This window comes from Yoonia sp. 72 (assembly GCF_034652275.1).
In the GTDB taxonomy this organism is placed as follows: domain Bacteria; phylum Pseudomonadota; class Alphaproteobacteria; order Rhodobacterales; family Rhodobacteraceae; genus Yoonia.
In genome coordinates this window covers 491,214-515,532 of the sequence record NZ_JAXIWG010000003.1, presented here as the reverse complement: position 1 = coordinate 515,532, position 24,319 = coordinate 491,214, and the positions used below count along the sequence as shown (strand labels likewise).

General features: G+C 63.1%; 24 protein-coding genes. 10 read left to right on the top strand and 14 right to left on the bottom strand.

All coding sequences use genetic code 11. The annotated features are described in order from the left end of the window. Positions 1–74 precede the first annotated feature (74 nt). The 4 genes from VCK47_RS14945 (at position 75) to VCK47_RS14930 (ending at position 3,112) form a co-directional block, all read left to right on the top strand. Complete coding sequence (locus VCK47_RS14945; protein WP_322890090.1) at positions 75–1,184, top strand: pyridoxal phosphate-dependent aminotransferase; 1,110 nt, start codon at positions 75–77, stop codon at positions 1,182–1,184. 183 nt (positions 1,185–1,367) lie between these two features. Next, positions 1,368–2,066, top strand: a complete 699-nt coding sequence (locus VCK47_RS14940; RefSeq protein WP_322890091.1) for a rhodanese-like domain-containing protein — start codon at positions 1,368–1,370, stop codon at positions 2,064–2,066. A 36-nt stretch (positions 2,067–2,102) separates the two neighbouring features. Then, positions 2,103–2,627, top strand: a complete 525-nt coding sequence (locus tag VCK47_RS14935; protein ID WP_322890092.1) for a hypothetical protein — start codon at positions 2,103–2,105, stop codon at positions 2,625–2,627. A gap of 101 nt (positions 2,628–2,728) precedes the next feature. Beyond that, positions 2,729–3,112: a DUF305 domain-containing protein gene (locus VCK47_RS14930; protein WP_322890093.1), complete on the top strand. Its 384-nt coding sequence runs from the start codon at positions 2,729–2,731 to the stop codon at positions 3,110–3,112. Here the strand turns inward: VCK47_RS14930 and VCK47_RS14925 are convergent. After that, positions 3,109–4,284, bottom strand: coding sequence for a pyridoxal-phosphate-dependent aminotransferase family protein (locus tag VCK47_RS14925; protein ID WP_322890094.1), 1,176 nt, complete (start codon positions 4,282–4,284; stop codon positions 3,109–3,111). The genes VCK47_RS14930 and VCK47_RS14925 overlap by 4 nt on opposite strands. Positions 4,285–4,414: 130 nt before the next feature. Here VCK47_RS14925 and VCK47_RS14920 point away from each other — a divergent pair, with 130 nt between their 5' ends. Together VCK47_RS14920 and VCK47_RS14915 are read left to right on the top strand one after the other, a co-directional pair. Further along, positions 4,415–6,199, top strand: coding sequence for an ABC transporter ATP-binding protein (locus tag VCK47_RS14920; RefSeq protein WP_322890095.1), 1,785 nt, complete (start codon positions 4,415–4,417; stop codon positions 6,197–6,199). Then, entirely contained in the window at positions 6,192–6,926 is a 735-nt protein-coding gene (locus VCK47_RS14915; protein WP_322890096.1) for a folate-binding protein, read from the top strand. The genes VCK47_RS14920 and VCK47_RS14915 overlap by 8 nt, the downstream gene beginning before the upstream one ends. Here the strand turns inward: VCK47_RS14915 and efp are convergent. Continuing rightward, complete coding sequence (gene efp / locus VCK47_RS14910) at positions 6,923–7,486, bottom strand: elongation factor P (protein ID WP_019954463.1); 564 nt, start codon at positions 7,484–7,486, stop codon at positions 6,923–6,925. The genes VCK47_RS14915 and efp overlap by 4 nt on opposite strands. A 222-nt stretch (positions 7,487–7,708) precedes the next feature. On the opposite strand from efp, the gene VCK47_RS14905 reads away from it, so the two are divergent. After that, the gene (locus VCK47_RS14905; RefSeq protein ID WP_019954464.1) at positions 7,709–8,032 is read left to right on the top strand and encodes a DUF6280 family protein; all 324 of its coding nucleotides are present in this window, start codon (positions 7,709–7,711) and stop codon (positions 8,030–8,032) included. A 106-nt stretch (positions 8,033–8,138) separates the two neighbouring features. Next, a complete protein-coding gene (locus VCK47_RS14900; protein ID WP_322890097.1) occupies positions 8,139–9,623 on the top strand; it encodes a cobyric acid synthase in 1,485 nt (494 codons plus the stop codon). Here VCK47_RS14900 and VCK47_RS14895 read toward each other — a convergent pair. The 3 genes from VCK47_RS14895 to VCK47_RS14885 all read right to left on the bottom strand — a co-directional run bounded on the left by VCK47_RS14895 (position 9,589) and on the right by VCK47_RS14885 (position 12,373). Further along, positions 9,589–10,248 (bottom strand): hypothetical protein, encoded by a 660-nt coding sequence (locus VCK47_RS14895; protein WP_322890098.1) that lies wholly within the window; start codon positions 10,246–10,248, stop codon positions 9,589–9,591. The two genes, VCK47_RS14900 and VCK47_RS14895, sit on opposite strands and share 35 nt — an antisense overlap. A 68-nt stretch (positions 10,249–10,316) precedes the next feature. Then, complete coding sequence (locus tag VCK47_RS14890) at positions 10,317–11,690, bottom strand: TolC family outer membrane protein (RefSeq protein ID WP_322890099.1); 1,374 nt, start codon at positions 11,688–11,690, stop codon at positions 10,317–10,319. Between the two features lie 56 nt (positions 11,691–11,746). After that, positions 11,747–12,373 (bottom strand): protein-L-isoaspartate O-methyltransferase, encoded by a 627-nt coding sequence (locus tag VCK47_RS14885; RefSeq protein WP_322890683.1) that lies wholly within the window; start codon positions 12,371–12,373, stop codon positions 11,747–11,749. 304 nt (positions 12,374–12,677) lie between these two features. Here VCK47_RS14885 and purU point away from each other — a divergent pair, with 304 nt between their 5' ends. Then, on the top strand, positions 12,678–13,562 hold the full coding sequence (purU, locus tag VCK47_RS14880) for a formyltetrahydrofolate deformylase (RefSeq protein WP_322890100.1): 885 nt from the start codon (positions 12,678–12,680) through the stop codon (positions 13,560–13,562). A 42-nt stretch (positions 13,563–13,604) separates the two neighbouring features. On the opposite strand, the gene VCK47_RS14875 is transcribed toward purU, so the two are convergent. From VCK47_RS14875 to VCK47_RS14835, 9 genes are all read right to left on the bottom strand, one after another. Beyond that, positions 13,605–13,946 (bottom strand): hypothetical protein, encoded by a 342-nt coding sequence (locus tag VCK47_RS14875; protein ID WP_322890101.1) that lies wholly within the window; start codon positions 13,944–13,946, stop codon positions 13,605–13,607. Next, positions 13,943–14,158 carry a hypothetical protein gene (locus VCK47_RS14870; RefSeq protein ID WP_322890102.1) on the bottom strand — a complete coding sequence of 72 codons (216 nt, stop codon included), beginning with the start codon at positions 14,156–14,158 and terminating at the stop codon, positions 13,943–13,945. The genes VCK47_RS14875 and VCK47_RS14870 overlap by 4 nt, the downstream gene beginning before the upstream one ends. Before the next feature lie 108 nt (positions 14,159–14,266). Beyond that, entirely contained in the window at positions 14,267–15,598 is a 1,332-nt protein-coding gene (locus VCK47_RS14865) for a HAMP domain-containing sensor histidine kinase (RefSeq protein ID WP_322890103.1), read from the bottom strand. After that, positions 15,595–16,272 carry a response regulator transcription factor gene (locus VCK47_RS14860; RefSeq protein ID WP_322890104.1) on the bottom strand — a complete coding sequence of 226 codons (678 nt, stop codon included), beginning with the start codon at positions 16,270–16,272 and terminating at the stop codon, positions 15,595–15,597. Before VCK47_RS14860 ends, VCK47_RS14865 begins: the two co-directional genes overlap by 4 nt. A 109-nt stretch (positions 16,273–16,381) precedes the next feature. Then, positions 16,382–17,302, bottom strand: coding sequence for a calcium/sodium antiporter (locus VCK47_RS14855; protein ID WP_322890105.1), 921 nt, complete (start codon positions 17,300–17,302; stop codon positions 16,382–16,384). Positions 17,303–17,407: 105 nt separating this feature from the next. After that, entirely contained in the window at positions 17,408–18,538 is a 1,131-nt protein-coding gene (locus VCK47_RS14850; RefSeq protein ID WP_322890106.1) for an OpgC domain-containing protein, read from the bottom strand. Then, positions 18,531–20,321 carry a glucans biosynthesis glucosyltransferase MdoH gene (gene mdoH, locus VCK47_RS14845; protein WP_322890107.1) on the bottom strand — a complete coding sequence of 597 codons (1,791 nt, stop codon included), beginning with the start codon at positions 20,319–20,321 and terminating at the stop codon, positions 18,531–18,533. Before mdoH ends, VCK47_RS14850 begins: the two co-directional genes overlap by 8 nt. 3 nt (positions 20,322–20,324) lie before the next feature. Further along, positions 20,325–20,504: a hypothetical protein gene (locus tag VCK47_RS14840; RefSeq protein ID WP_322890108.1), complete on the bottom strand. Its 180-nt coding sequence runs from the start codon at positions 20,502–20,504 to the stop codon at positions 20,325–20,327. Next, positions 20,497–22,086 carry a glucan biosynthesis protein gene (locus VCK47_RS14835; RefSeq protein ID WP_322890109.1) on the bottom strand — a complete coding sequence of 530 codons (1,590 nt, stop codon included), beginning with the start codon at positions 22,084–22,086 and terminating at the stop codon, positions 20,497–20,499. Before VCK47_RS14835 ends, VCK47_RS14840 begins: the two co-directional genes overlap by 8 nt. 311 nt (positions 22,087–22,397) lie before the next feature. Between VCK47_RS14835 and VCK47_RS14830 the strand changes: the two genes are divergently transcribed. Next, positions 22,398–24,317 carry an acyltransferase family protein gene (locus tag VCK47_RS14830; RefSeq protein ID WP_322890110.1) on the top strand — a complete coding sequence of 640 codons (1,920 nt, stop codon included), beginning with the start codon at positions 22,398–22,400 and terminating at the stop codon, positions 24,315–24,317. The last annotated feature ends 2 nt before the right edge of the window (positions 24,318–24,319 follow it).

Sequence of the window (24,319 nt, the reverse complement as noted above, 5' to 3'; positions counted from 1 at the left end):
GGGGCCATCATCCTGGCCCCCCAACTTCTTTTTTCCAAAAATACTCCCCGCGCGGAGCGCATAAGAGTTTGAGCATGACCCATCCCCGCCTGACCCCGCTTGCTGCCTCACTCCCCGCCACGGTCCCCTTTGTCGGACCAGAGGCGCAGGAGCGCGCGCGCGGGCAGGCCTTTACCGCACGGCTGGGTGCCAACGAAAGCGCCTTTGGCCCGTCTCCCCGCGCGATTGCCGCCATGCAAGAGGCAGCGGGCGAAGTCTGGATGTACGGCGACCCCGAAAGCCACGATCTGCGCGCAGCCCTTGCCGCGCATCATGGCACCGGCATCGACAATATCATGGTGGGTGAAGGCATTGACGGGCTGCTGGGCCTGCTTGTGCGGCTTTACATCGGCGCGGGCGACGGTGCTGTGACGTCGGATGGCGCCTATCCGACCTTCAACTACCATGTCGCGGGTTTCGGCGGGCTGCTGCACAAGGTGCCGTACGCGGGCGACCACGAAGACCCCGCAGCCTTGGTCGCCAAGGCGCATGAAACAGGTGCGAAACTCGTCTATATCGCGAACCCCGACAATCCCATGGGCAGCTGGCATGAAGGGCCCGTCATCGCACAAATGGCGGCAAACCTGCCCGCCGGTTGCCTGCTGCTGCTGGACGAGGCCTATATCGACCTTGCCCCCGACGGCACCGCCCCCGATATCGCGGTGGAGACGCCCAATGTCATCCGCCTGCGCACCTTTTCCAAAGGGCATGGCATGGCGGGGGCACGGGTCGGCTATGCCATCGGCGCGGCAGAGGTGATCGCGGGTTTCAACAAGGTGCGCAACCACTTCGGCATGTGCCGGATTTCGCAGGCAGGCGCGCTGGCCGCCTTGCAGGACAGCGCATGGATGGACCACGTCCGCGACGCCATCGCCAAATCGCGCGCCGAGATCGGGCGCATCGCCGCCGCGCATGGGCTGACCGCCCTGCCATCGGCCACGAATTTCGTCACCATTGACTGCGGTCGCGACGGCGCTTTTGCCCGCGCAGTTCTGTCGGCACTGGTGGCGGACGGCATTTTCGTGCGGATGCCTTTTGTCGCCCCACAGGATCGCTGCATCCGCGTCAGCTGTGGCACCCCCGACCAGATCGCGGCTTTCGCGCGCAGCCTGCCAGTCGCCCTGCAACAGGCAAGCCGCGCCTAGGGCAGATACCGCGCAATCGCGCAGAAATCGACGGCTGGCGCCGTTATTCGGCCTATTCCCCAAAATTTGCACCAAGCCTGCCATGAAATTGCCTTGGTTGGCCCGCAGCTTTTGAACCAATCAATAAAATAATGAACTTTTGAAGCTGATGACCAACATGTGGCAACAGATAGGTATGATGACATGTCAATGATCCCAGAAAAGACCCGCCCGACACGCAACCTTGTTTTGCGCCTGCAAACCCTGATGACACGCGTGGTCGCCATCGCCGGCGCTGCGATGCTGACGACCGGTGCGGCATCTGCGCAAGGCGTGAACATCACGCCCGACCTGCCTTATTTCGAGTTCGACACCGGCCGCGATTTCCTTGTGATCGAACGTAACCAGAACCCCGACGCCCGGATGCCCGATTTCTTCACAATGACATCGCGCCAGTGCCCGCCGTTCTGTATCCAGCCGATGTCGGGTGGCGAAGGTGTGACCACGGTCGGCGAACTCGAAGTGCTCGACTTCATGCGCGAACACGTCGCCAACGGCACGGGCTACATCATCGACGCGCGCCTGAGCGAATGGTTCGAGCAAGGCACGATCCCGGGGGCAATCAACCTGTCCTTCACCATGTTCGACAATCCAGAGAACAATCCCTTCCTCGTGCCGGTGCTGGCGGCACTTGGCGGTGTGCAGGCCAGCGACGGAACCTGGGACCTGAGCGAAGCGCGCGACCTCGTCCTGTTCTGCAACGGGCCATGGTGCGGCCAGTCACACCAAGCGCTCGATAATCTGCTCAAAGTCGGCTATCCTGCAGAAAAGCTGCGCTACTACCGCGCCGGCATGCAGGGCTGGGTGTCGCTCGGCCTGACCGTCGAGGTCGTGAGCCAGTAAGGGCAACAAAGACAATGTAAGAGGAGGACCGGTATCATGTTCAAGGTTACGTTTTGCGTTACGGTGATCATGGGATCGGTCCTTCTTGCGTCTGCCGCCGAGGCATCGGTGCAGACGCCGCGCATCATCGCCGGCGCGTCACACAGCGATTTGCATCTGGCCGATCTTTCGACGCTGACAGACCGTGACAGACGCAGACTGGATTTTTATGCCAGCAAGATCGTCGAAGAAATCGACGCGATCAGTGCGCTTGAAGATACGGGCGATGTGGCGGGCGTTGACGCCAAGATATCGACGACCCGGGTCATGGCGGACCGTTTCACGATCTCGTCCGAGGACCTTGGCCTGACCGCCGAAGAAGCACGGCAGTATTTTCTGGTGCATATGATGGGCAACTTTTCCGGCCGCCTGCCAGAGGCTTTTGTCGGATCAGCCGGTATCTTCGACCTGAACCTGCTGTTCGTCGACACAGGCGCAACACGCCAAGCCCCGGCGGTGACGGGCGATTATGTGGACCTGCTGCGCAACCAGACCGTCGGTGGCGTCGTGACATCAGACTAGCAGGCCCGGTCTATCTTTGATCCATACCCAAATCGGCACTTGCCTTCCAGTCACTGGAAGCACGCATCGCTGTCCGGGAACATGGATCAAAGGATGATATTATGAAACGTTTTTGGATCGCTCTTGTCGCGGTTGCGGCCATCGGTACGCTCGCATGGACCCAGTCCGATCATGCAGGACACGGCGCGATGGACCATGCCAGCATGGATCACGCGGCAGGTCAGGGCGAGGCCGCGGCCGCCTATGCGGCTGTAAACGACACGATGCATGCCGCAATGGCGATTCCCTTCACCGGTGACGCTGATGTCGATTTCATCCGAGGCATGATCCCGCATCACAAAGGTGCAGTCGCCATGGCAGAGGTTGTCCTGCAATACGGCACCGATCCCGAGGTGCGCGAACTCGCGCTCGAGATCATCGCCGCACAAGAGACCGAAATCGCGTGGATGCAGGACTGGCTTGCCGCCAACGCCCCCGCCGATTAGGCGGTGGCGATGACGCTTGACGCGGCCTCCAATGCGCCGCGGCCATGCGGGATCTGCAAGGCCTTCAGCCCGGCATCGATCGTGCCCAGCGCACCCATGATCATATGCGCGTTCACATGCCCCATGTGGCCGATCCGGAAATAGCCATCCGCAGGCGCACGCCCCAGCCCGATCCCCAGCGTCAGCCCGCAGGTGTGTTCGCACCAATGGCGCAGCTTGTCGCCCAAGGGCGACCCGATCCCCGCCGAGGTGACAGCATGTGACCTGTGCGCAGGGTCCGCGACGTTCAGGTGCAACGGCCCTTCGGCTGACCAGCAATCGAACGCGGCCCAGACCGTGCGCGCCAGCGTGGCATGGCGCGCGAACACATTGTCCAGCCCTTCGGCCAGCATGATGTCAAGGGCTGCTCGCAACCCGTAAAGGTGATGCGTCGGCGCCGTGCCGTTGAAATACTGGTAATACAGCTCCGGCGCGGACCGCAGGCGCCAGTCCCAATAGCGTGTGACGCAATCGCCGCGTGCCGCATCGGCCTTGGCGTTGAACCAGACGAAACTGATCCCCGCAGGTGTCATCAGCCCTTTCTGGCAGCCTGCGACCATGACATCGACACCCCAGGCATCCATCTCGAACCGGTCGCAACCAAGCGAGGCAATGCAATCGGCGAACAACAAGGCAGGATGCCCCGCCGCATCGATGGCCGCACGCAGGGCGGCGATGTCATTCTTGACGCTGGTCGATGTATCGACCTGCACCGCCAGCACCGCCTTGATCCGGTGCGCGGTATCGGCCGCCAGATAGTCGGACACGCGGGACGGGTCGACAGGGGCATTGACGCCGAAATCAAGCGTTTCGACATGCACGCCCATCTCTGCCGCCATCTCGCCCCAGCCGATGCAGAACGGGCCTGTCGCCAGCACCAGCACGCTATCCCCGCGCGACATGGTGTTGGCGAGTGCGGCCTCCCAAGCCGCATGGCCGTTGCCGATATAGATCGCGACCTTGGACGTGGTCATGGCCACTGCCTGCAGATCGGGGATCAGGCTACGCGTCAGATCATGCAATTCGCCTTCGTAGATATTGGGCGATGCACGGTGCATCGCGCGCAGCACGGCATCGGGCATGACGGAAGGACCGGGGATAGCCAGATAGGCCCGACCATTGGAGAGTGACATTCTTGAGCTTTCAGAAAAGGTTACTAGCGGGACACTAACGCCGCGCTCCGCCGCGTCAACCATGCCCAACTTGCCCTGCGCCCCCATTTGCGATTAGACCAAGGCGGCAAACCAGCCCGGAAGGCCGCCGATGCCCCCACCCATCCCCACGACCGGCAAAGACCAGTCCGCAACCAGCCTGTTCTGGTGGCTGTGGCGCGATTATCTGCGCCATCACAAGGGGCTTCTGGCACTGGCGCTGCTTCTGATGGCGATCGAAGGGTCGATGCTGGCACTGCTCAGCCGCATGGTACAGCCGATGTTCGACGATGTGTTCACGGCAGGCGACCGCGACGCGCTTTATTGGGTGGGTTTTGCGGTGATGGGAATTTTCCTGATCCGCGCCGTCACGGCGGCAGGCCGCACGATCCTGATGACGCTGATCCAGCAGAACGCGGCAGCCGACATGCGTCGCCATCTGCTCGCACATATGATGACGCTGGATACGGGGTTCTTCCAGACCCATCCGCCCGGACAGCTGATCGAACGGGTGCAGGGCGATGTGGGGGCGATCAACAGCGTCTGGGCCAGTATCCTGACAGCGCTCGGGCGCGATCTGGTGTCGCTTATCGGCTTGTTTTCGGTCGCACTCTGGATCGACTGGCGCTGGACGCTGATCGCCGTCGTGGGTGTGCCGCTGCTGGTGATGCCGTCCCTGCTGGTGCAGGCTTATATCCGCCGCCGGTCGCGGACCGCGCGCGAAATCGCAGGCCGCATTTCCACGCGGCTGGACGAGGTGTTCCACGGGATCAACCCGATCAAGCTGAACCGGCTCGAGACATATCAGGGCGACCGTTACAACAGTCTGATCCGCGAAGGGATCGACGCGAATGTGCGCACCTCGGTCGGGCAGGCCACGGTGCCTGCGCTGATCGACATCATGACCGGCATCGGCTTTCTGGGCGTGCTGATCTATGGCGGGTCCGAGATCATCTCGGGCGACAAAACCGCAGGCCAGTTCATGGCTTTTTTCACTGCAATGTCGCTGGCCTTTGATCCTTTGCGCCGGTTGGGCGCGATGGCGGGCCAGTGGCAGATGGCGGCGGCCAGCGTGGAACGGTTGCAGCAGGTGCTGACGATGCAGCCCACGATCCTGTCGCCTGCCCAGCCCCGTGCGGTGCCTGATGATCTGCCCGAAATCACGCTCGATGATGTGCATCTGCACTATGGCGAGCTGCCCGTGCTGCGCGGGGCGAGCTTTACCGCGCAAGCAGGCAAGACCACGGCGCTGGTCGGTGCCTCGGGCGCAGGCAAAAGCACTATTTTCAACGTGCTGACCCGTCTGGTCGAACCCGCCACGGGGGTGGTCGCGATCAACGGCACGCCGATCAACAGCCTTGATCTGGGGGACTTGCGCGGCCTTTTCTCGGTTGTGTCGCAGGATGCGGCACTGTTTGATGAAACCCTGCGCGACAATATCCTGCTGGGGCGCACCGACATTAGCAAAGATCAGTTGCAGGCGGCCCTTGATGCCGCGCATGTCACCGATTTTCTGCCGATGCTGTCCGACGGGCTGGACAGCCCTGCAGGGCCGCGCGGATCGAACCTGTCGGGCGGACAGCGCCAGCGCGTGGCCATCGCGCGCGCGCTGATCCGCAACACGCCGATCCTGCTGCTCGACGAAGCGACCAGCGCGCTCGACACCAAATCCGAAAGCATCGTGCAGGCGGCGCTGGAGCGCCTTTCGGCAGGGCGCACCACACTTGTGATCGCGCACCGCTTGTCCACCATCGTGAATGCGGACAAGATCGTCGTGATGGATCAGGGCCGCGTCGTCGATCAGGGCACTCATGACGAACTGATCGCGCGCGGCGGCATCTACGCCGACCTGAACCGTCTGCAATTTTCGCAACAAGAGGAAAACACCGATGTCTGACCGCATAGTCCTGTCGATCACGGGTGCCGACCGCGTGGATTTCCTGCAAGGGCTGGTCACCAATGACGTCACCCGCGCGGCAGGCGGCATTGTCTATGCGGCCTTGCTGACACCCCAAGGCAAATACATCGCCGATTTCTTCGTGGTGGGACAGGACGACCGCCTGCTGGTCGATGTGGCACAAAGCCATGCCGCGACCTTGCTGCAACGCCTGACCATGTACCGCCTGCGTGCCGCCGTGCAGATCACGCAAACCGACCTGATTGTCTCACGCGGGACAGGGCCTGCGCCAGCGGGCGCGCTAGCCGATCCGCGCCATTCAGCATTGGGCTGGCGGCATTACGGCGATGCGGATATCAGCGACCAGACCGATTGGGACGCGATCCGCGTCGCGCATCTGATCCCCGAGACGGGGATCGAACTGACGCCGGAAACCTATGTGCTGGAAACAGCGTTCGAGGCACTGCATGGCGTCGATTTCAAGAAGGGCTGCTATGTCGGGCAGGAAATTGTTGCGCGGATGAAGCACAAGACCGAATTGCGCAAAGGGCTGGCACGGGTCCAAGTAAACGGAACGGCCCAGCCCGGCGACACGATCACGGCAGATGGCAAAGAAGCGGGCGTGCTGCACACGATCAGCGGTGATCAGGCCATCGCCTATCTGCGGTTCGACCGCGCCACCGGCCCAATGCAGGCAGGCGGCGCGACTGTGAATTTGGCCAACTAGGCGCGTTCGACGTATTCGAACAATTCGGTGTTCACGACGATATCCTCGTCCGTGCCGACGAAAGGCGGGATCATGACCCGCACACCGTTATCAAGGATCGCGGGCTTGAAGCTGTTCGCCGCTGTCTGGCCTTTGACCACGGGTTCTGTTTCGACGACCTTGCAGACCACGCGCTGCGGCAGGGTGACGTTCAACGCCTCTTCGCCGTAATATTCGATATGCACGACCATGCCGTCCTGCAGGAACGGACGGCGGTCGCCCAGAATATCGACGGGCAAGGCGATCTGCTCATAGGTCTCGCTGTCCATAAAGGTCAGCATGCCGTCGGTTTCATACAGGAACTGCTGGTCCTTCTGGTCCAGACGCACGCGTTCGACCTTGTCGGCGGACCGGAAACGTTCGTTCAGCTTGCGACCGTCGCGCAGGTTCTTCAGCTCGACCTGCGCGAATGCGCCGCCTTTGCCGGGCTTGACGTGGTCGACTTTGACAGCGCCCCACAAGGAACCTTCATGTTCCAGCACATTGCCGGGGCGGATTTCGTTACCGTTGATTTTGGGCATGGGTCACTTCATGACAGAATGGGGGCCAAAGCTTGTTTGGCGGACGACCCCGCCTATATATGCGCAAGGGCTAGCTGGCAAGATCACTCTATCTCGAGGATTGGCCACTCTAAGCTATGCGTTGGGCGCATGGCTGATATGCCAAAACAGAACCCCCGAATCGCCTGCAACGGTGCATAAGGGCGAGCACGCGGAACCGCAAGACTAAAAAAAGGAAGCAAAATGAGAGATTTCGTCGACGGAACAGCCTTCAACAACGAGCAGGGCAACCGTGCCCGCAAGCTTTTTGCTGCCGTCGTGCTTGCTGCGCTTGATGACGCGATCGCTGATGACAAGAAATACGGCAATGGTCCCGAACAGATCGCCCGCTGGGCCCGTTCGCGCGATGGCCGTGAGGTGTTGTCCTGTGCCGGTATCGACCCCAACGAACGTGTGGTCAATGGCCTGATGGAATTCGTGGGCAAAGGCATCCGCACGTCGGTCGCCCTGTCGCGCGAGGAAAGTGAACGTCGCAACGCAGCCGAGCAGGAAGCGCGCGCCGCCTGAGTGGCGCCGCATCCGTGACGGCTTGAAAAGCGCGGTCCCTTGGGGCCGCGTTTTTCGTTTGCGGCGGGTTGCCTGATGCGTATCAAGCACCGACAGGGGGCGAACAATGACCAAGGCGATCATGATTCAGGGTGCAGGGTCCAATGTGGGCAAATCCATGTTGGTGGCGGGCATCGCGCGCGCCTGCGTGCGGCGTGGCCTGTCGGTGGCCCCGTTCAAGCCGCAGAACATGTCCAACAATGCCGCCGTCACCGCCGATGGCGGCGAGATCGGGCGCGCGCAGGCGTTGCAGGCGCTGGCTTGCGGGCTGGTCCCGATGATCGACATGAACCCTGTGCTGCTGAAGCCCGAAACCGATATCGGCGCGCAAGTGATCGTGCAGGGGCAGCGTGTCGCGACGCTCAAGGCGCGCGACTATGGCAAGCACAAGGCGACCCTGCTCCCCGCCGTGCTGGACAGTTTTCACAGGCTGGCACAAGGCCGCGACCTGATTATCGTCGAAGGCGCGGGCAGCCCCGCCGAGGTCAACCTGCGTGCAGGCGACATCGCCAATATGGGCTTTGCCGCTGCGGCGGGCGTGCCAGTCGTGCTGATTGGCGATATAGACCGCGGCGGTGTGATCGCGCAGATGGTCGGCACCCATGCCGTGCTGCCCGATGACGATCTGGCCTTTATCAAAGGATATGCGATCAACAAATTCCGAGGTGATCCCACCCTCTTTGTCGATGGCATGGACATCATCACCGCCCGCACCGGCTGGACCCCGCTGGGGATCATCCCGTGGTTTGCTGATGCGTGGAAACTGCCTGCCGAGGATGTGATGGATATTCGCAGCCGCACGGGTGGCGATATCCGCATCGTCGTGCCGCGCCTGAACCGGATCGCGAATTTCGACGATCTTGATCCGCTGTCGGGCACCCCCGGCGTCAGCGTCGATATCGTCGAGGCGGGCCGCCCCCTGCCCGCCGATGCCGATCTGGTGATCCTGCCGGGGTCGAAATCGACCATCGCGGATCTTGCGCATTTCCGCGCGCAGGGCTGGGATATCGACCTTGCCGCCCATATCCGGCGCGGGGGCCATGTGCTGGGCATCTGCGGCGGCTATCAGATGCTGGGGCAGACCATCGCCGACCCCGACGGCATCGAAGGCCCCGCGCGCAGCGTGGCGGGTCTTGGGCATCTGGACGTGGCGACGGTGATGCAGCCGCAAAAGCGGCTGGCGCTGTCGCAGGCGGTCTATCGCGCGACGGGTGACACCGTCAGCGGCTATGAAATCCACATGGGCGACACGACCGGCCCTGATTGCGCGCGCGCATGGCTGTCGCTGGACGGGCGCGGCGAAGGGGCGACATCAGCAAACGGGCGGGTCATGGGCTGCTATCTGCACGGGCTGTTCAGTGCCGATGCGTTCCGGTCCGCGTTCTTTGCGCAGTTGGGCAAGCCTGTGGCGTCCTATGGCTACGACGCGCAGGTCGAGGCCACGCTGGATGCGCTGGCCGATCATCTGGAACAGCATATGGATATCGACGCGCTTTTGGCGCTGGCCGGACCTGTGGTCAGTCCAGATCGCGCGACACCAGCACGCGGTTGATCTCGCGGCGGACCAGTTTGCGCACGTTGCGCGTGATCCGTTCGCCCATGTCGCCTGCCAATTCCTCGCGCAGGATACGCACGACGGCGGCGCGCAGGGCACCCTCGTCGATCTGATCGGCAAAATGCTGTTCGACGATATCGTTCGCAATCCGCGCTTCCAGATCGGAGATATCTGCGCTGCTGTCTTCCGGCTCTGGCTGTGGCAGAGTTGCGACAGGCACCTCTTCGGGTTCGGGTGTGGCAGGGGTCGTCGAATCATCCTGCGGTGGTTCAAACGCGCTTGCAGCCCAAGCTTCTTTATCGAAACTTTCGCCGCCGTCGGCTTCCCAGTCTTCTGCCTGCGCTGTGACTGCAGCCTCAAGTTCGGCGACAGTGTCACCCAACGATTGCTTCTCGGACGCGACAGCATCTTGGAGGACCAGAACCTGTTCTTCTGCTGCTTCCCGTTTGACTTCAGGGGCTTGAGGCACGGGTTCCGGCATGTCGATACGCAAGGCGGGTGTCAGGATCAGACGGTCATGGGTCGGCATTTTTGGCGCCGTCGGCGCGTCCTTGTAGGCCACAAGATTGCGGACCGAGGACACCAGCTCGTCGATTTCGTCTGACCGCGCCATGTTCGACATCGTAATTCCCTGTCTGCCACCCGACCGACAAAGCCTAGCGGAAGGGCATTCACAAAACAACAGGCAGGTTAGTCGCGGCTAAGCGCCTCGAGCACCCGGTCAAGCGCCTCGCCCTGCGGGGAACTGGCGGTCGGCGCACCTTTGACAAGGTTGTAATAGGCAGTGACGTCATACTGCTGCACGGCCAGTTGCAGATGGTCCGCGGTCAGCAGGCCCATTGCCGCCAGCACGGCATAAGAGGCGATGACCTCGTCCACCTGTGCAGCTATCCCGTTGGCCGAGGCATCCAGCAATTCCTGTTCGGCGTTCAGCACGTCAAGCGTGGTCCGCGACCCAAGAGATGCTTCTTCGCGTACGCCGTCGAAGGCAATCCGCGCCGCGCTGATCTGCTGGTTGGACGCCTGCGCAGAGGCGCGCGCGACCTGCAACGCCGCATAGGCGTTGCCGACCTGCTGTTCGACGCCGATCCGCGCCAGATGCAGACCCGCACGGCTGGCATCACGGTTCGCCTGCAACTGCCGGATCTGACTGGACAAGGCACCGCCGCTGTAGATGGGGCCGCCGAAGGTCAGACCGATCTGCGCGCTCTCGTTCCAGTCCTCGTCGACAGCGATAAAGGTATCTGCCGACAGGCTAGGCCCTTGGGCCGCCTCGGCGCGCTGGATGCTAAGCTCGGCAGCCGCAACCGAATGCTGCGCCTCGAGGACATCAGGATGGTTGCGCACGGCAAAGGCCTTCGCCTCTTCCACAGATGGCGGCACAGGTGCGGGTGTTGCGGTGCCGGATGCACTGGGCAACTCACCCACGGCGGCGCGGTATTCCTCGATCGACTGGGCAAGGTTGCCCTGTGCGGCGGCAAGCAGGCTTTGTGATCCGGCAAGGCGCGCCTCGGCCAGCGAGACATCGGTGCGTGTCACTTCGCCGACTTCGAAACGGTCGCGCGCGGCCTGCAATTCCTGCGTGATCAGCCGCAGGTTATTTTGGCGCAGCTGCACGAATTCGCGTTCGCGACGCACGTTCATATAGGCCTGCACCGCCCGCAGCAGGACATTCTGCTCGACCCCGCGCAGCGACTGGCGCGTGGCCAGCACGATTTCCTTTTGCGATTCGATCGCAAGGCGGTTCGCGCCCCCGTCATACAGCGTCAGCGATCCGGCGATACGGGCGGTCGTCGATGACGTGCGGTTTGGTGCAGGGGACGGCGTTGCCGCGTTATAGGTGCGGCTGGTGGAAATCGCCCAGTTGATGACAGGCAGGGTGGCGGCGACCGATTGCGCGACGTTTTCATCGGCGGCACGCAACAGGGCGCGGTTCTGGTCCAGCAGGCCCGAGGTGGTATAGGCCGCCACCAGCGCATCGGCCAGTGTCTCGGCGCGGACAGCGGGTGCTGCGACCAAGGTCATCATCATCGCCAAACCGGCAATTGCACTGCGTTTGATCATCTTGGTCCCTATCGTGTCACCTGGTGTCCGACCCGATCAGGGCCAGGTCGTTTCAGTCAAAGTGCAAAGGCTGCGGGCCGCCGGAAACCGTCCAGCACCGGCGCGCCGGCGTTGAAACCGAATCGCCAGTTGACCGTGCCGTCCATCTTGTGGCCAACCCGCACGACGCCCAGCGCGCCTTCGGCGAACACACAGACGATCCGCCCGCCTTCGCGCAGTTGGGCCAGCAGGTCCTCGGGCAGATGTTCGACAGCGCCTTGCACCATGATCAGATCATAGGGCCCCGATTTCGCCGACCCCGCCGTCAGCGGTCCGGCCATGACAGCAGCGTTGTCGATGCCATGCCCCGACAGAAGGCTTTGGGCTTCTTCGGCACGCGTCTCATTATCTTCAACGGCCACGACGAAATCGCACAAGCTGGCAAGGATCGCGGTGGAATAGCCAAGCCCGCAGCCGATATCGAGCGCCACATGACCGGGCTGCACATCGGCCAGTTCCAGCATCTTCGCAAGCGTGCGCGGCTCCAGCATGATCCGGCCGTTGCCGATGTCGAGGTTCTCGCCCACATAGGCCGCCTCTCGCAGATGGTCGGGTACGAATTCCTCGCGCGGGATGCTGAGCATCGCGTCGATGATCGGGAAGCGGGTAACATCGGACGGGCGCACCTGCGTGTCGACCATCATCGTGCGGCGGGCTGTGTAGTCGGTCAAAATCTAAACTCTTTCGTTTAGTTGCTTTCTCGTTTGATGCCATATTCGGCCTCACGCGGCAACGGTTGATCGCATTTTGCCGCGTGTGCTGATGCCGCGCGTCGCCAAAGCCGCGTTTATCGTCGTGATCGCTATGGCGCAGCGCGCGAAAGGATGATCTTCAACAGCGACGACCACGGGCTTTCGCGCATCCTCATCCTCTTGTGCAGCGCGGCAAGGGTATGAAATGCTGGGGGCCACAGCCGCCAACACTATGTCAAATCCCGGAAAGTATCCCATGACCAAATTCGCCCTGACCGTCACCTGCGACAGCGCCCGCGGGATCGTCGCCGCCATCGCCGGATTTCTGGCTGACCACGGCTGCAATATTACCGACAGTTCCCAGTTCGACGACACCGAGACCGGCAAGTTCTTCATGCGGGTCAGTTTCACCAGCGAAACGGGTGCGACGCTGGACGCGATAGCCGAAAGCTTTGGCGCCATCGGCACGCGTTTCGGCATGGACTACGCCTTTCACGACGAAGCGGTGCGCATGAAGGTCATCATCATGGTGTCCCGGTTCGGGCACTGCCTGAACGACCTGCTGTACCGTTGGCGGATCGGGGCGCTGCCCATCGACATCGTGGCCGTGATCTCGAACCATATGGATTACCAGAAGGTCGTGGTGAACCACGACATCCCGTTCCACTGCATCCCCGTCACCAAGGAAAACAAGCCCGAGGCCGAGGCCCGCATTATGGATGTGGTCGATGCGACGGGCGCGGACCTGATCGTGCTGGCCCGTTACATGCAAGTGCTGTCGGACCGGATGTGCCAGCAGATGTCGGGCAAGATCATCAATATCCACCATTCGTTCCTGCCCAGCTTCAAGGGGGCGAACCCCTACAAACAGGCCTATGAACGCGGTGTGAAACTGATCGGGGCGACATCGCATTACGTCACCGCCGATCTGGATGAAGGCCCGATCATCGAACAGGACATCGCGCGCGTCACCCATGCGCAGTCGCCAGCCGATTACGTCAGCCTTGGCCGCGATGTCGAAAGCCAAGTTCTGGCCCGCGCGATCCACGCGCATATCCACCGCCGCGTTATGCTGAATGGCAACAAGACAGTGGTGTTTCCGGCCTCGCCGGGGTCCTACGCCTCTGAACGGATGGGCTAGGGCAGAACGGCAGGCCGGTCGCGGCCTGCCGCCGATACTGCGTTAGTCGTAGCGCAGGTCAAATGTGATGACCGTGCCATCCGCGCGGGTCAGGCTGCGGGCGTAGATCTCGCGCGGGAAGACAAGATCATCGTCCACAAAGCCGTTGATGACCACGCTTTCGCCGACTTCGGCAGGCACCCAGTTGGGGCCGACATAGATCTGGATGCTGCCGCTGGCGTCGGTCAGGCGGAATTCGTCCTCGTCCGTGATCCGCTCGACCGTGCCCGCGACCGTGACCATCGTGCCGCGCTGCACATCGGCGATAGGTGTCGTGGGGGTGCTGGCAAAGGCAGCGGGGGCGGTCAGGGCGGCGCAAAGGGCGGCGATTGTGAAGAGTTTCATGTTTTTCCTTTCAATGTGTCGGTTGGGTGTGAGTCAAAGGCGACGATCAGCAGCACGGCAAAAGCTGCCGCGCCTGCGACCAGCCAGCCGCGCGGCACGCGGATGTCGATCTCGCCCGACAGCCATTTGCGCAGGCTGCGCAGGTCGAGCTTGTGGGGTGCGCCCTCGGTCTGTGTGGTCGGGGCTTCGGTGGTTGTCTGCATCTCGGTCATGGTTCACTCCTTCAAGGGGATCGTCTGTCGATCTGATGGGAGTGTTCTAGCCAGCGTGTCTGACGCCTGCCTGACGGGATACAAAATGCGCACGGATGGCGAAAAAAATTACGCGGGTTGATAGGTCAGCACGATCTGACATCCGCCGCCTTCGGCATTCTGTGCAGTGACCGTGCCGGATTGCGCCGTTTGCAGACGCTCGACAATCGCCAGCCCCAGCCCCGTGCCGCCCGGAACAGCCGCAGGACCCCGCCAGAAGGCCTTGAACAGCTGTGACCCCGCAGCGGCAGGCAGGCCCGGCCCGTGATCGCGCACCGTGATGACAGTACCGGGTCCGACGGCGATCTCGACAAGGCCGGGGCCGCCGTGCAGCACCGCATTCTCGATCAGGTTCGACAGGGCCAGTTCCACCCCTTCGCGGTTGGCGCGGGCCAGTACGGGGGCGTCGGGCAAGGACAGCGCCAGTTCCACCCCCTTGCCATAGGCGAAAGGTGCTAGGGCCGCGGTGACGGCCTCCGCCGCGCCCCGCAAATCGAGCGCCACTTCATCCGGCACCGAAAGGACATCTGTCCGCGAGGCCGCAAGCACCTGCTGCACCGTGCGCGACAAGGCCGCCAGATCAGCGCGCAGCCGTTCGGTCGTCTCGCCCTGCGGCAAGGCGTCCAGCCGCGCGACCAGCACGGCGACAGGGGTGCGCAGCGCATGGGCGGCTTCGGCGGCGTGGCGCGTTTCGGCGGCGAGCGCAGTGGCAAGGCGGCTCAAGGCGCGTTCGGTCGCCTCGATCAGGTCGGCCACCTCGGCGGGCAGGTCACCCTCGGGGGGTGGTGTCAGTGCGCCGGGCCGGATCGCGCGCGCCCAAGCCGCCGCACGCGCCACAGGTGCCAGTTCGCGCCGGATCAGCAGGACGCTGGCCAAGATCAGCACTATCGCCATCGGCAGGACCGGCACCCAGACATGCTGGCGCAATTCGCTGAAATAGGCGCGATGCAACAGCCCCGCCGGATCGGCATTCATCACGAAGATCATGCGCAGGCCATCGGTCCGGTCCGTGAATTCATGCCCCGCGATCACGCGCCGCATGTCGGGTAGGTCGATGCGTGTGATCCAGTCATCGGCATAAAGGTCCGCGGCACAGGGCGGGATCAGGTCGGCGTTCATCGCGTCAATCACCGCGCCCGTCCGGTCGACCAGTGCAAAGGCATAGGCGTCAGGATGATCGGCAAAGACCGCACGCACCGGCGCATCGCCCGGCAGGATCGTCCCCTCCAGCGATGCCCCCAGCCGTTCGGTCATATCCGCCACCGCCTCGGCCTCGAGCGTAGGGCGGTCGGTGCCATAGTAGATGCCCACGACCACGACGTTCAGTGCGACAACACCCGCCGCAATCAGCGCAAGCCGTCGCGTCAGGGTCTGCGCCAGCGGGCGGCGCATCGCGGTCATACTGCCCCCTCGCGCGGCAGCATCCAGCCCAGACCCCGGATCGTGACCACCGGCACGGGACAATCCGCTGCCTCCAGCGCGCGGCGCAGGCGTGAAACCGCGGCTTCCAGCGCATTGGGGCCGACCTCGTCGTCGAAGCCATAGATCGCCTCTTCAAGCATCTGGCGCGACACGACCCGACCGGCCGCGCGCATCAGCTGTTCCAGAACGCCGGTCTCGCGGCGGCCAAGGATCAGAGGCGCGCCATGCAAGCTGACGCTGCGGGCAACCGTGTCCAGCGCCAGAGGCCCGACAATCAGCGTGCTGCCAGACCGGTCACCGGGGCGGCGCAGGATCGCGCGGCAGCGGGCGACCAGTTCGGGCATCTCGACCGGCTTGACGACGTAGTCATCGGCCCCGCCGTCCAGCCCCGCGATCCTGTCAGCCAGCTGGTCCCGTGCGGTCAGCACGATCACCGGCACCCGCCCGCCATCGCGCAGCACCGGCAAAAGCGTGGTCCCATCCCCATCCGGCAGGCCAAGGTCGAGCAGGACAAGCCCGTAATCGGCCAGCGCCGCCATCTCGCGCGCATCGGCGGCGGTGCCTGCGTGATCGACGGCGAAACCGGCGCGGCGCATCGCATCGCAGACAGCTTCGGCTAGCGGGGGATGGTCTTCGACAAGCAGGACGCGCATCAGGGGCAGGCTTTCGTTCAGGATCGGGCGGAACAGCCCGCAGACTGCCGTGGTTCATGTCATGGGTCGAGAGGGTTTCGCCGATAACCCTGACGCCAGCCTGACGGCATCACCCCTGCGCGGCCCAGACGTAGCCGACATAAGCCACGAGCAGCCCCACACCCATCACGCGCCCGATCTGTGGACGGGTCAGCAGCAGCGCGGTTAGCACAAGGGACGCCACGATCATCACCGGCAGATCAAAGGTCAGGAACCGGCCCGCCACAGGGACAGGCGTGATGATCGCGGTCAGCCCTAGAATCCCCAGCACGTTAAAGATGTTGGACCCCACGATGTTGCCGATGGCGATTTCCGACTGGCGCCGGAACGCCGCGATCAGCGATGTCGCAAGTTCCGGCAAGGACGTGCCCACGGCCACGATGGTCAGCCCGATGAAGGCCTCGGAAATCCCGAAACCGCGGGCGATGTTGACCGACCCGTCGACCAGAAACCGTGCCCCCGCCATCAGCACGACTAGGCCGCCCACCACCCACAGGACCGACACCCATGTGGATGACGGCGCGGGCAGGTCGGCATCCTCGGGTTCGGCTGCACCCGGCGTGCGGTAGGCCCAAACCAGATAGCCCGCCAGCCCCGCCACCAGCACCAGCCCCGGCAGACGCCCGATCACCCCCAGCGCAAAGACCGGCACCAGCACCAGCGCGGCAGCGACCATGACCAGCGTGTCCCGGCGCAGGGTCGCACCCGTCACGGTGATCGGCCAGACCAGCGCCGTCACACCGACGATCAGCAGGATATTGGCGATGTTGGACCCTACGATATTGCCCACCGCGATGTCTGGCACGCCGCGCAGGGCTGCCTGCACCGACACCAGCAGTTCCGGCGTCGACGTGCCGAAACCCACGACAGTCAGTCCGATCAGCAAAGGCGGGATCGCCAGCCGCCGCGCGACACCGACGCTGCCGCGCACCAATGCTTCGCCACCAAAAAACAGGCCGACAAGGCCAGCCACGACATAGAAGTAATCCATCAAAGAAATCCTTTCGGGCAGCATCCCTGCCCTGCCACGACAGAAGCTGTGCATCCACGCCGCACGCCACAAGCGGCCTTGCAGAATAAACTTGGGCGACAGGCTTTAGCGCGGCTTGGGCCAGTATTGCTTGGACGCGGCCAAGGCCAGTTGTGCCATAAGCCCGCCCGCGATCATCAGCGTATCAAGCACGAAATCCTGCCCCGTCACCGTCTTGACCGCCTGAATCGCAAAGGCCAGCACGGTGCCCAGCGCAAAAACCGGCAGCGCCTGCTGGCCAAGCAGGGCCAAGGGTGCCACGATCGCATGATGGCAGGCCCGTCTGACGATAGCAAAGCTCGACAGAAAATAGGCCAGCGCAAGGATATGCAGCAGGCGGGGTGCGGCCAGATAGGTCTTGTTGAACCCCGTAATCACCCACGGCACGCCTGCATCCTGCGCCGCCCTCAGCCCGCCGCGCATGACGGCCGCGAAATCGGGCCATTGCATCCAGACTAGAGACAAGAGCAAAAAGCCCCCCGTCAGCCATTGCAACCACGGCAGGACCGGCACGAACCGCCGCCCCGCCTTGTGCGCGACGCCTGTCAGCAGCCCGACGACGAACAAGAGTTGCCAGGAGAACGGGTTAAGAAACCAGCCGCCCTGCTGGGGGTAGTTCGGAAAATTGACGCGCAGGATACCCGCCGCCAGCCAGACGGCGATAGACAGGCCCAGCACGACCAGCGGCCAGCGCAGCGCGCCCCAGATCACGGGCGGGACCAGCAGCAACAGCACCAGATACAGCGGCAGGATATTCACATAGCCAAGCTGATGCCCCAAAAGCGGCACCCCGATCAGAAAGCCCAGCGGGTCGGTCACCAGCACCCAAATACCATGCTTGCGCATCATCTCGGGCGCGCCGAACCAATGTGCGGCAGCCGCAGCGATAGCAAGAGCAACCAAGGTGATCAGGATATGCACCTGATACAGCGTCCAGACACGGCGCAGCACGCGGGCGATTCCCGTCACCGGATCACCGCGCCGGAAAGACCCCGAATAGGCGATACCGGCGGCGATCCCCGACATGAAGACAAAACCTTCTGCCGCATCCGAAAAGCCGAAATTGCGGTTGGTGAAATTTTCGAGCCAGTTGCGCGGGGCATGGTTGATGAAGATCATCACCAGCGCCAGCCCGCGGAATACATCCAGCCGGGGGTCGCGTCCTGCTGCGACGGGGGTGCCGATCATGTCAGACATAGCGCATGTCTCCCGACAAAAGCTCGGGCTCGTCGTTCACGTCGCCGGCTTGCCATCCGTCCAGCACCGTGGCGCGCAGCCGCATCACCGGCGGAAGCGCCAGTTCCTCGGGTGTGAGGAACAGCTGCGGCGCGCCGGGGCGCGATGTCCATGCGATGATGAAAGGCGAAAACACCATCGGCAGCGTGACCGGCAGGAACCACAGCAGAAGGCCCGGCGACAGGGTGGCGGCCAAAGCCAGACCGAACAGCCCACAGACCACGATCCAGTGGCAGGCAGCAAAGGCATCCGCCACACGCAACCGCCCGTCGCCTCGGTCATGCGCAGGCCAACCGCCGTCACGTCCGAGCAGGACCTGAAACACCGACCGCGTCTGGTACATCATGAAAATCGGAGCGGTAACCGAAGACAGCAGCAGTTCCGACATGGTCGAGGCGGTCGCAGCCCACCAGCCTCCGAAATCGCGCGCCCGCCCGCGCAGCACCGCATCGGCACCGATCAACAGCTTGGGCAGGATCAGCAGACCGAAAATGCCGATAACCAAGGCCACGGCCAGCGTCGTCTGATCGGGCGGCGTCGCCGGCAAGGGCCAGTACTGGGTCGGGAAATAGACGACAGGCGGGCCAAAAACAGGGGCGGCCACGCTTGCCAGCAGGAACGCCAGCCAGACCACCGAGGCCAGATAGGCGAGGATGCCTTGCAGAAAGACAAATCTGCTCCACCCGCGCAGACCGGGGGCAAAGAGCAGCCGCGCATGTTGCAGGTTGCCTTGGCACCAGCGCCGGTCGCGTTTGGCATGATCGACGATATTCTCCGGCCCTTCCTCGTAGCTGCCGCCCAGATCGTCATCTAGCCGCACGGTCCAGCCCGCGCGCGCCAGCAGCGCGGCTTCGACGTAATCATGACTCAGGATATGGCCGCCGAACGGGGGCTTGCCTGCGAGTTCCGGCAAACCGCAGCTTTGCGCAAAGGCGCGGGTGCGGATGATCGCGTTATGCCCCCAGAACGGGCCGGTGCGCCCCTGCATCATCGCAAGGCCGCGCGCGAATACGGGCGAATTGAACGCCGCCGAAAACTGCATCGCGCGGCCAAAACGCGACCGCGCGCCGATGATACGCGGCAAGGTCTGCAACAGGCCCAGATCAGGGTCCGCCTGCATCCGGCGGGCCATCTCGACCATGGTTTCGCCTTCGATCAGGCTGTCGGCATCAAGGATGATCGCAAATTCATAGGCCGCACCCGACGTGCGGATGAAATCCTCGACATTGCCCGCTTTCTTGCCCTTGTTGCTGGCGCGGCGGCGATAGAAAATGCGTCCCTGCCCGTTCCGGTCGCGCAAAAGGCGCAGATACCAAAGCCTCTCGCGCGCTGCGACGACATCATCGCGGGTATCCGACAGGATCGCGAAATCGAACCTGTCACCGTGGCCTGTCGCGGCCAGCGACATATCCATCGCCGCGATCCGCGCGAAGGTAGTGACGGGGTCTTCTTGATAGATCGGGACCAGCACGGCGATCCGCGCATCAAGCGGCGCGCTGCGGTCGATCACGGGGGGCGCCGCATGTGTGGTCAGCCCGATGAAGGCCTGCATCGCGCCCCATGACAGCCAGAAGGTCGATACCAGCAGCAACAGGCTGCGCAGCACGTCAATTCCGTCCAGCCCGTCCGCGATCCCGAAGCGCAGGAAAAAGACAAAAGCGACAAGCCCCGCCGCCACACTGGCCGCCAGCGCCAACCTGCGGACAGCGGTCACATCGCGGTCGCCCCGCTGTGCGTCTTGCATGATCTACTGGCCAGCCTTTGGCATGAACACACCGATCAGCCGCGGGAACAGCCCGTGCGACACCTGCGTGCCCGACCGTTCAAGTTCCTGCCGAACAACGACCATAGGTGCCGCAGGCGGCGCTCCAATCGCGGCGATGATCCGTTCGATGTCCGAATCCTCTTCGGGGAGAAAATCACGCATTGGGTCTGATCCACTGGTAAAGCCAAGTTTCCGTCAACTTGCGGCCATAACCCGCGACATGGGCAGAAAGTTCAACGAGATCGCTGTCGGATTGCACGTCGATCACCACGCGCCAAAGATCGCTGCCTTCGACGGGAGCCAGCGTAACAGCGACAAGCTCGCCCCCCGACGCGGTGACAACGGGGGTAAGTTCGTCGGCTTGCGTCAGGCGGGACAAGAAGCCACCCTTGAAATCAATGACGAATTTGCGCTTGTTCTCGGGGTTGATGACGCCGGATACACCGCCCGCACCCGCGCGCGTTTCCACGACATGCGCCAGTTCAGCGCCATCGCTTTCAGGCAGATCGCCCCACCGAAGCTGGTAGGCGAATTCACGCGTATCCCCTGCTGCAACTGTGCCTTCGGGGATGAAATAGGCGACGATGTTGTCCTCAACCTCCAGCGCGGTCGGGATCTCGATCAGACGCACATGACCCGGCCCCCAATCGCCCTGCGGCACCACCTCGAGAGAGGGGCGCATTTCGTAATGCGCGCCCGCGTCAAGGTATTTGCCAAAGTCGCGTTCGCGCTGGTGCAGCGCAAAACTGACGGGGTTGTTTTCGACAAAATAAGATCCCGCAAGGCGGGACGGGTTGTTCAGCGGACGCCATATCACATCACCGCCGCGCTGCACGATCCGCAGCCCGTCGCTGTCATGCACGCGGGGGCGGTAATCATCGAACCCAGCGCGGTTGACGCCGTTGAACAGGAACATCGAGGTCAGGGGCGCGATCCCCATTTCGGCCACATCGGCTCGGAAGAACAGACGCGCGGTCACGTCCATCTCGGTCGTGTCACCGGGGCGGATCACAAAGCGGTAGGCACCGCTGACGCTGGGGCTGTCGAGCAAGGCATAGACGATTGTTTCACCCGCACCCTGCGACGGACGTTCCAGATAAAAGCGCGTGAAGCGGGGGAATTCCTCGGGCTGGGGGCCTGCGGTGTTCAGCGCCAGTCCCCGCGCGCTCAGCCCATAGCGGCTGTCGCGGCCAAGGGCGCGGAAATAGCTGGCCCCCAGAAAGGACACCAGTTCATCGAAGCGGTCAGGATGGTTCAGCGGCGTGTTCAGCCGGAAACCGGCCACACCGGGCAGTTCGGCCCCCGCAGGCACGCGGTCGGCCAGATCGTTGAGATATTCGAAATCCGCAGTCGAAAAGACCATCGGTGTCGCGATCAGGCTATCGGCGTCGCGCGTGACCTCGAACAGCTTGACAGGTTCACCGAATAGCCAGCCGGTGTGGAACGCATGGACATGGAAGCCAGCGTCGCTCTCGGCCCAGCGCGCGCGATCGGCACGGAAGCGGATCAGCCGGTAGTCGTCATAATCGAGCGCACCCAGAAATCCCTCGGGGCGGATGGGTTCGGCATAGGGGGCCGCAGCCTGCGCTTGCGCGGTCTCGGTCAGGATGTCGAAGGAAAACGGCACCGGATCGGCCTGCACGGTTGCATCCTGCGCCATGACGCCAGAGGCCATCAGAGCGGCAGCGGTCGCAGCGCCCGACCGCAGCAACTGACGTCTGTTCATGCGTGTCGCAAAAGCCATGTAAGTCCCCAGATCATCCGATTTTTCAAGCGATCACCGCGTCAGGCGATTCGCCTGTGCGCGTGCGATTGCTGCTCATATTGCGGCAGTGCAGCAAAGCACAAGAAGCCACGACGCAACGTATTGAAAATAGGCTTGGTTCCGCCGGTTTCCAGCCCCCCGCAACGGGTGCCTGCCCGAATTTCAAGCATCACGGGATGCGACAGCACGGTTTGCCGCAACCGCCCGCCGGGGTGCGATTTTTCTATCCAGCTCGGGGTACGGGTGCTAGGTGTCGGCGCAACGCGATCCAGCCCAGACACATGGCCTCAATGCACTATAGAAGAGAGATCGACGGATTGCGCGCGATCGCCGTATTGCCCGTCATCCTGTTTCACGCCGGTTTCAGCGCATTCAGCGGCGGCTTTGTCGGCGTGGACGTTTTCTTTGTGATCAGCGGCTATCTGATTACCCGCATCCTGATCGACGAGATGGCGCAGGGCCATTTTTCGATCCTGCGGTTCTACGAACGCCGCGCCCGCCGGATTCTGCCCGCCCTGTTTGTCGTCATGCTGGCCTGTCTGCCTTTCGCCTACATGTGGATGTTGCCTTCGCAGTTGCAGGCTTTCGGGCAAAGCCTGATCGCGGTGGTCTTTTTCGGATCGAATGTCCTGTTCTGGCTCGAAGGCGGCTATTTCGCCGCCGCCGCCGAGTTGAAGCCGCTGCTGCACACATGGAGCCTTGCTGTCGAAGAACAGTTCTACCTGCTGTTTCCGGTGTTCCTGCTGTGGGGCTGGCGCTTTGGTCGCACCCGTCTGCTGTGGGGAATCATCGCGGTTGCGGTCTGCAGCCTGCTGTTGTCGGAACTGACCGGACGCCGCGACCCCGACGCGAATTTCTATCTGATCACCACACGCGCATGGGAATTGCTTGTCGGGTCGGTTTGCGCCTTTCTGACCTATGGCCGCGCGCAGCGGTCAAACGAACCCCTTGCCGCGCTTGGGCTTGGTCTGATCGTATTCGCTGTCTTTACATTCGACGACCAGACACCTTTTCCGGGTGTCTATGCGCTGCTGCCGGTCGGTGGCACCGCGCTGGTCATCCTGTTCGCGGGGCAGCGCACTTGGGCCGCACGGGTGCTGGCGACACGCGGTTTCGTCGGGATCGGCCTGATTTCCTACAGCGCCTATCTTTGGCACCAACCCCTGTTCGCCTTCGCCCGCCTGCGCAGCACCACAGAGCCAAGCGAAGCGCTGATGCTGGGTCTAGCTTGTGCGGCATTGCTGCTGGCCTGGGCCACGTGGTACTGGGTCGAACAGCCTTTCCGCAACCGCAGCACCCCTCTGCTGCGGTCACAGCGCCATGTTTTCCTTGCCAGCGGGACCTTTGGTGCCTTGATCGTCGCCATCGGCCTTGTCGTGCATCTGGGTGACGGGTTTCCCTCGCGCAAGAACGGCGAGATCAGCTTTGCCACGCTCGACAACAGGCTGGCCCCGAATCCCGGGCTGCATCGCGATTGTATGGGGAACTATATCGCCGCCCCGCCCTGTCTGACATCGCCCACACCTGACGTGCTGCTATGGGGCGACAGCTTTGCCGGCCATCTGGCACCGGGCATGATCGCCAGCGAAGCCAGCCTCGGGATGCAGCAATTCACACTGCAAAGCTGCGCGCCCGTTCTAGGCATCGCACAAGTGTTCACCCAAGGCTGGGCAGAGGGGTGTATCGCTTTCAACGACCGCGTGCTGGCGTGGGTGCGGGCGCAGACCGATCTGCGGCTGGTCGTGCTGTCATCGCCGTTCGACCATCTGTTTCGGGATGGCTTGCAAGCCGCCAGCGGTGACCTGATCCCCGGACCGGACCTGCCCTTTGTCGCGGAGCAACTGATCGCGACCGCGCAGGCGATCCGTGAAACAGGGGCCGATGTCATCATCGTATCGCCGATGCCACGCACGGGCTGGAACATCGGGCAATGCCTGATGCGCAGCGTCTATTTCGGCATGGACGAGGCCACCTGCGACTTTGCCTTGCGCGCCGACAGTGCTGTTGATGTCATGCTGCGCATGGTGGCCGAAGAGGTCCCGGTCTATTGGCTGCACGACGATTTCTGCCGGAACGGCATGTGCGACGCAATGCAGGACGGCACTTTTGTCTACATGGATTTCGGCCATCTGAGCAACGAAGGCAGCGCCCATCTGGGTCGCGTGAACGACTGGATGGGCCGCTTCCGGGCGATGGCGCAAGACAGGTAGCG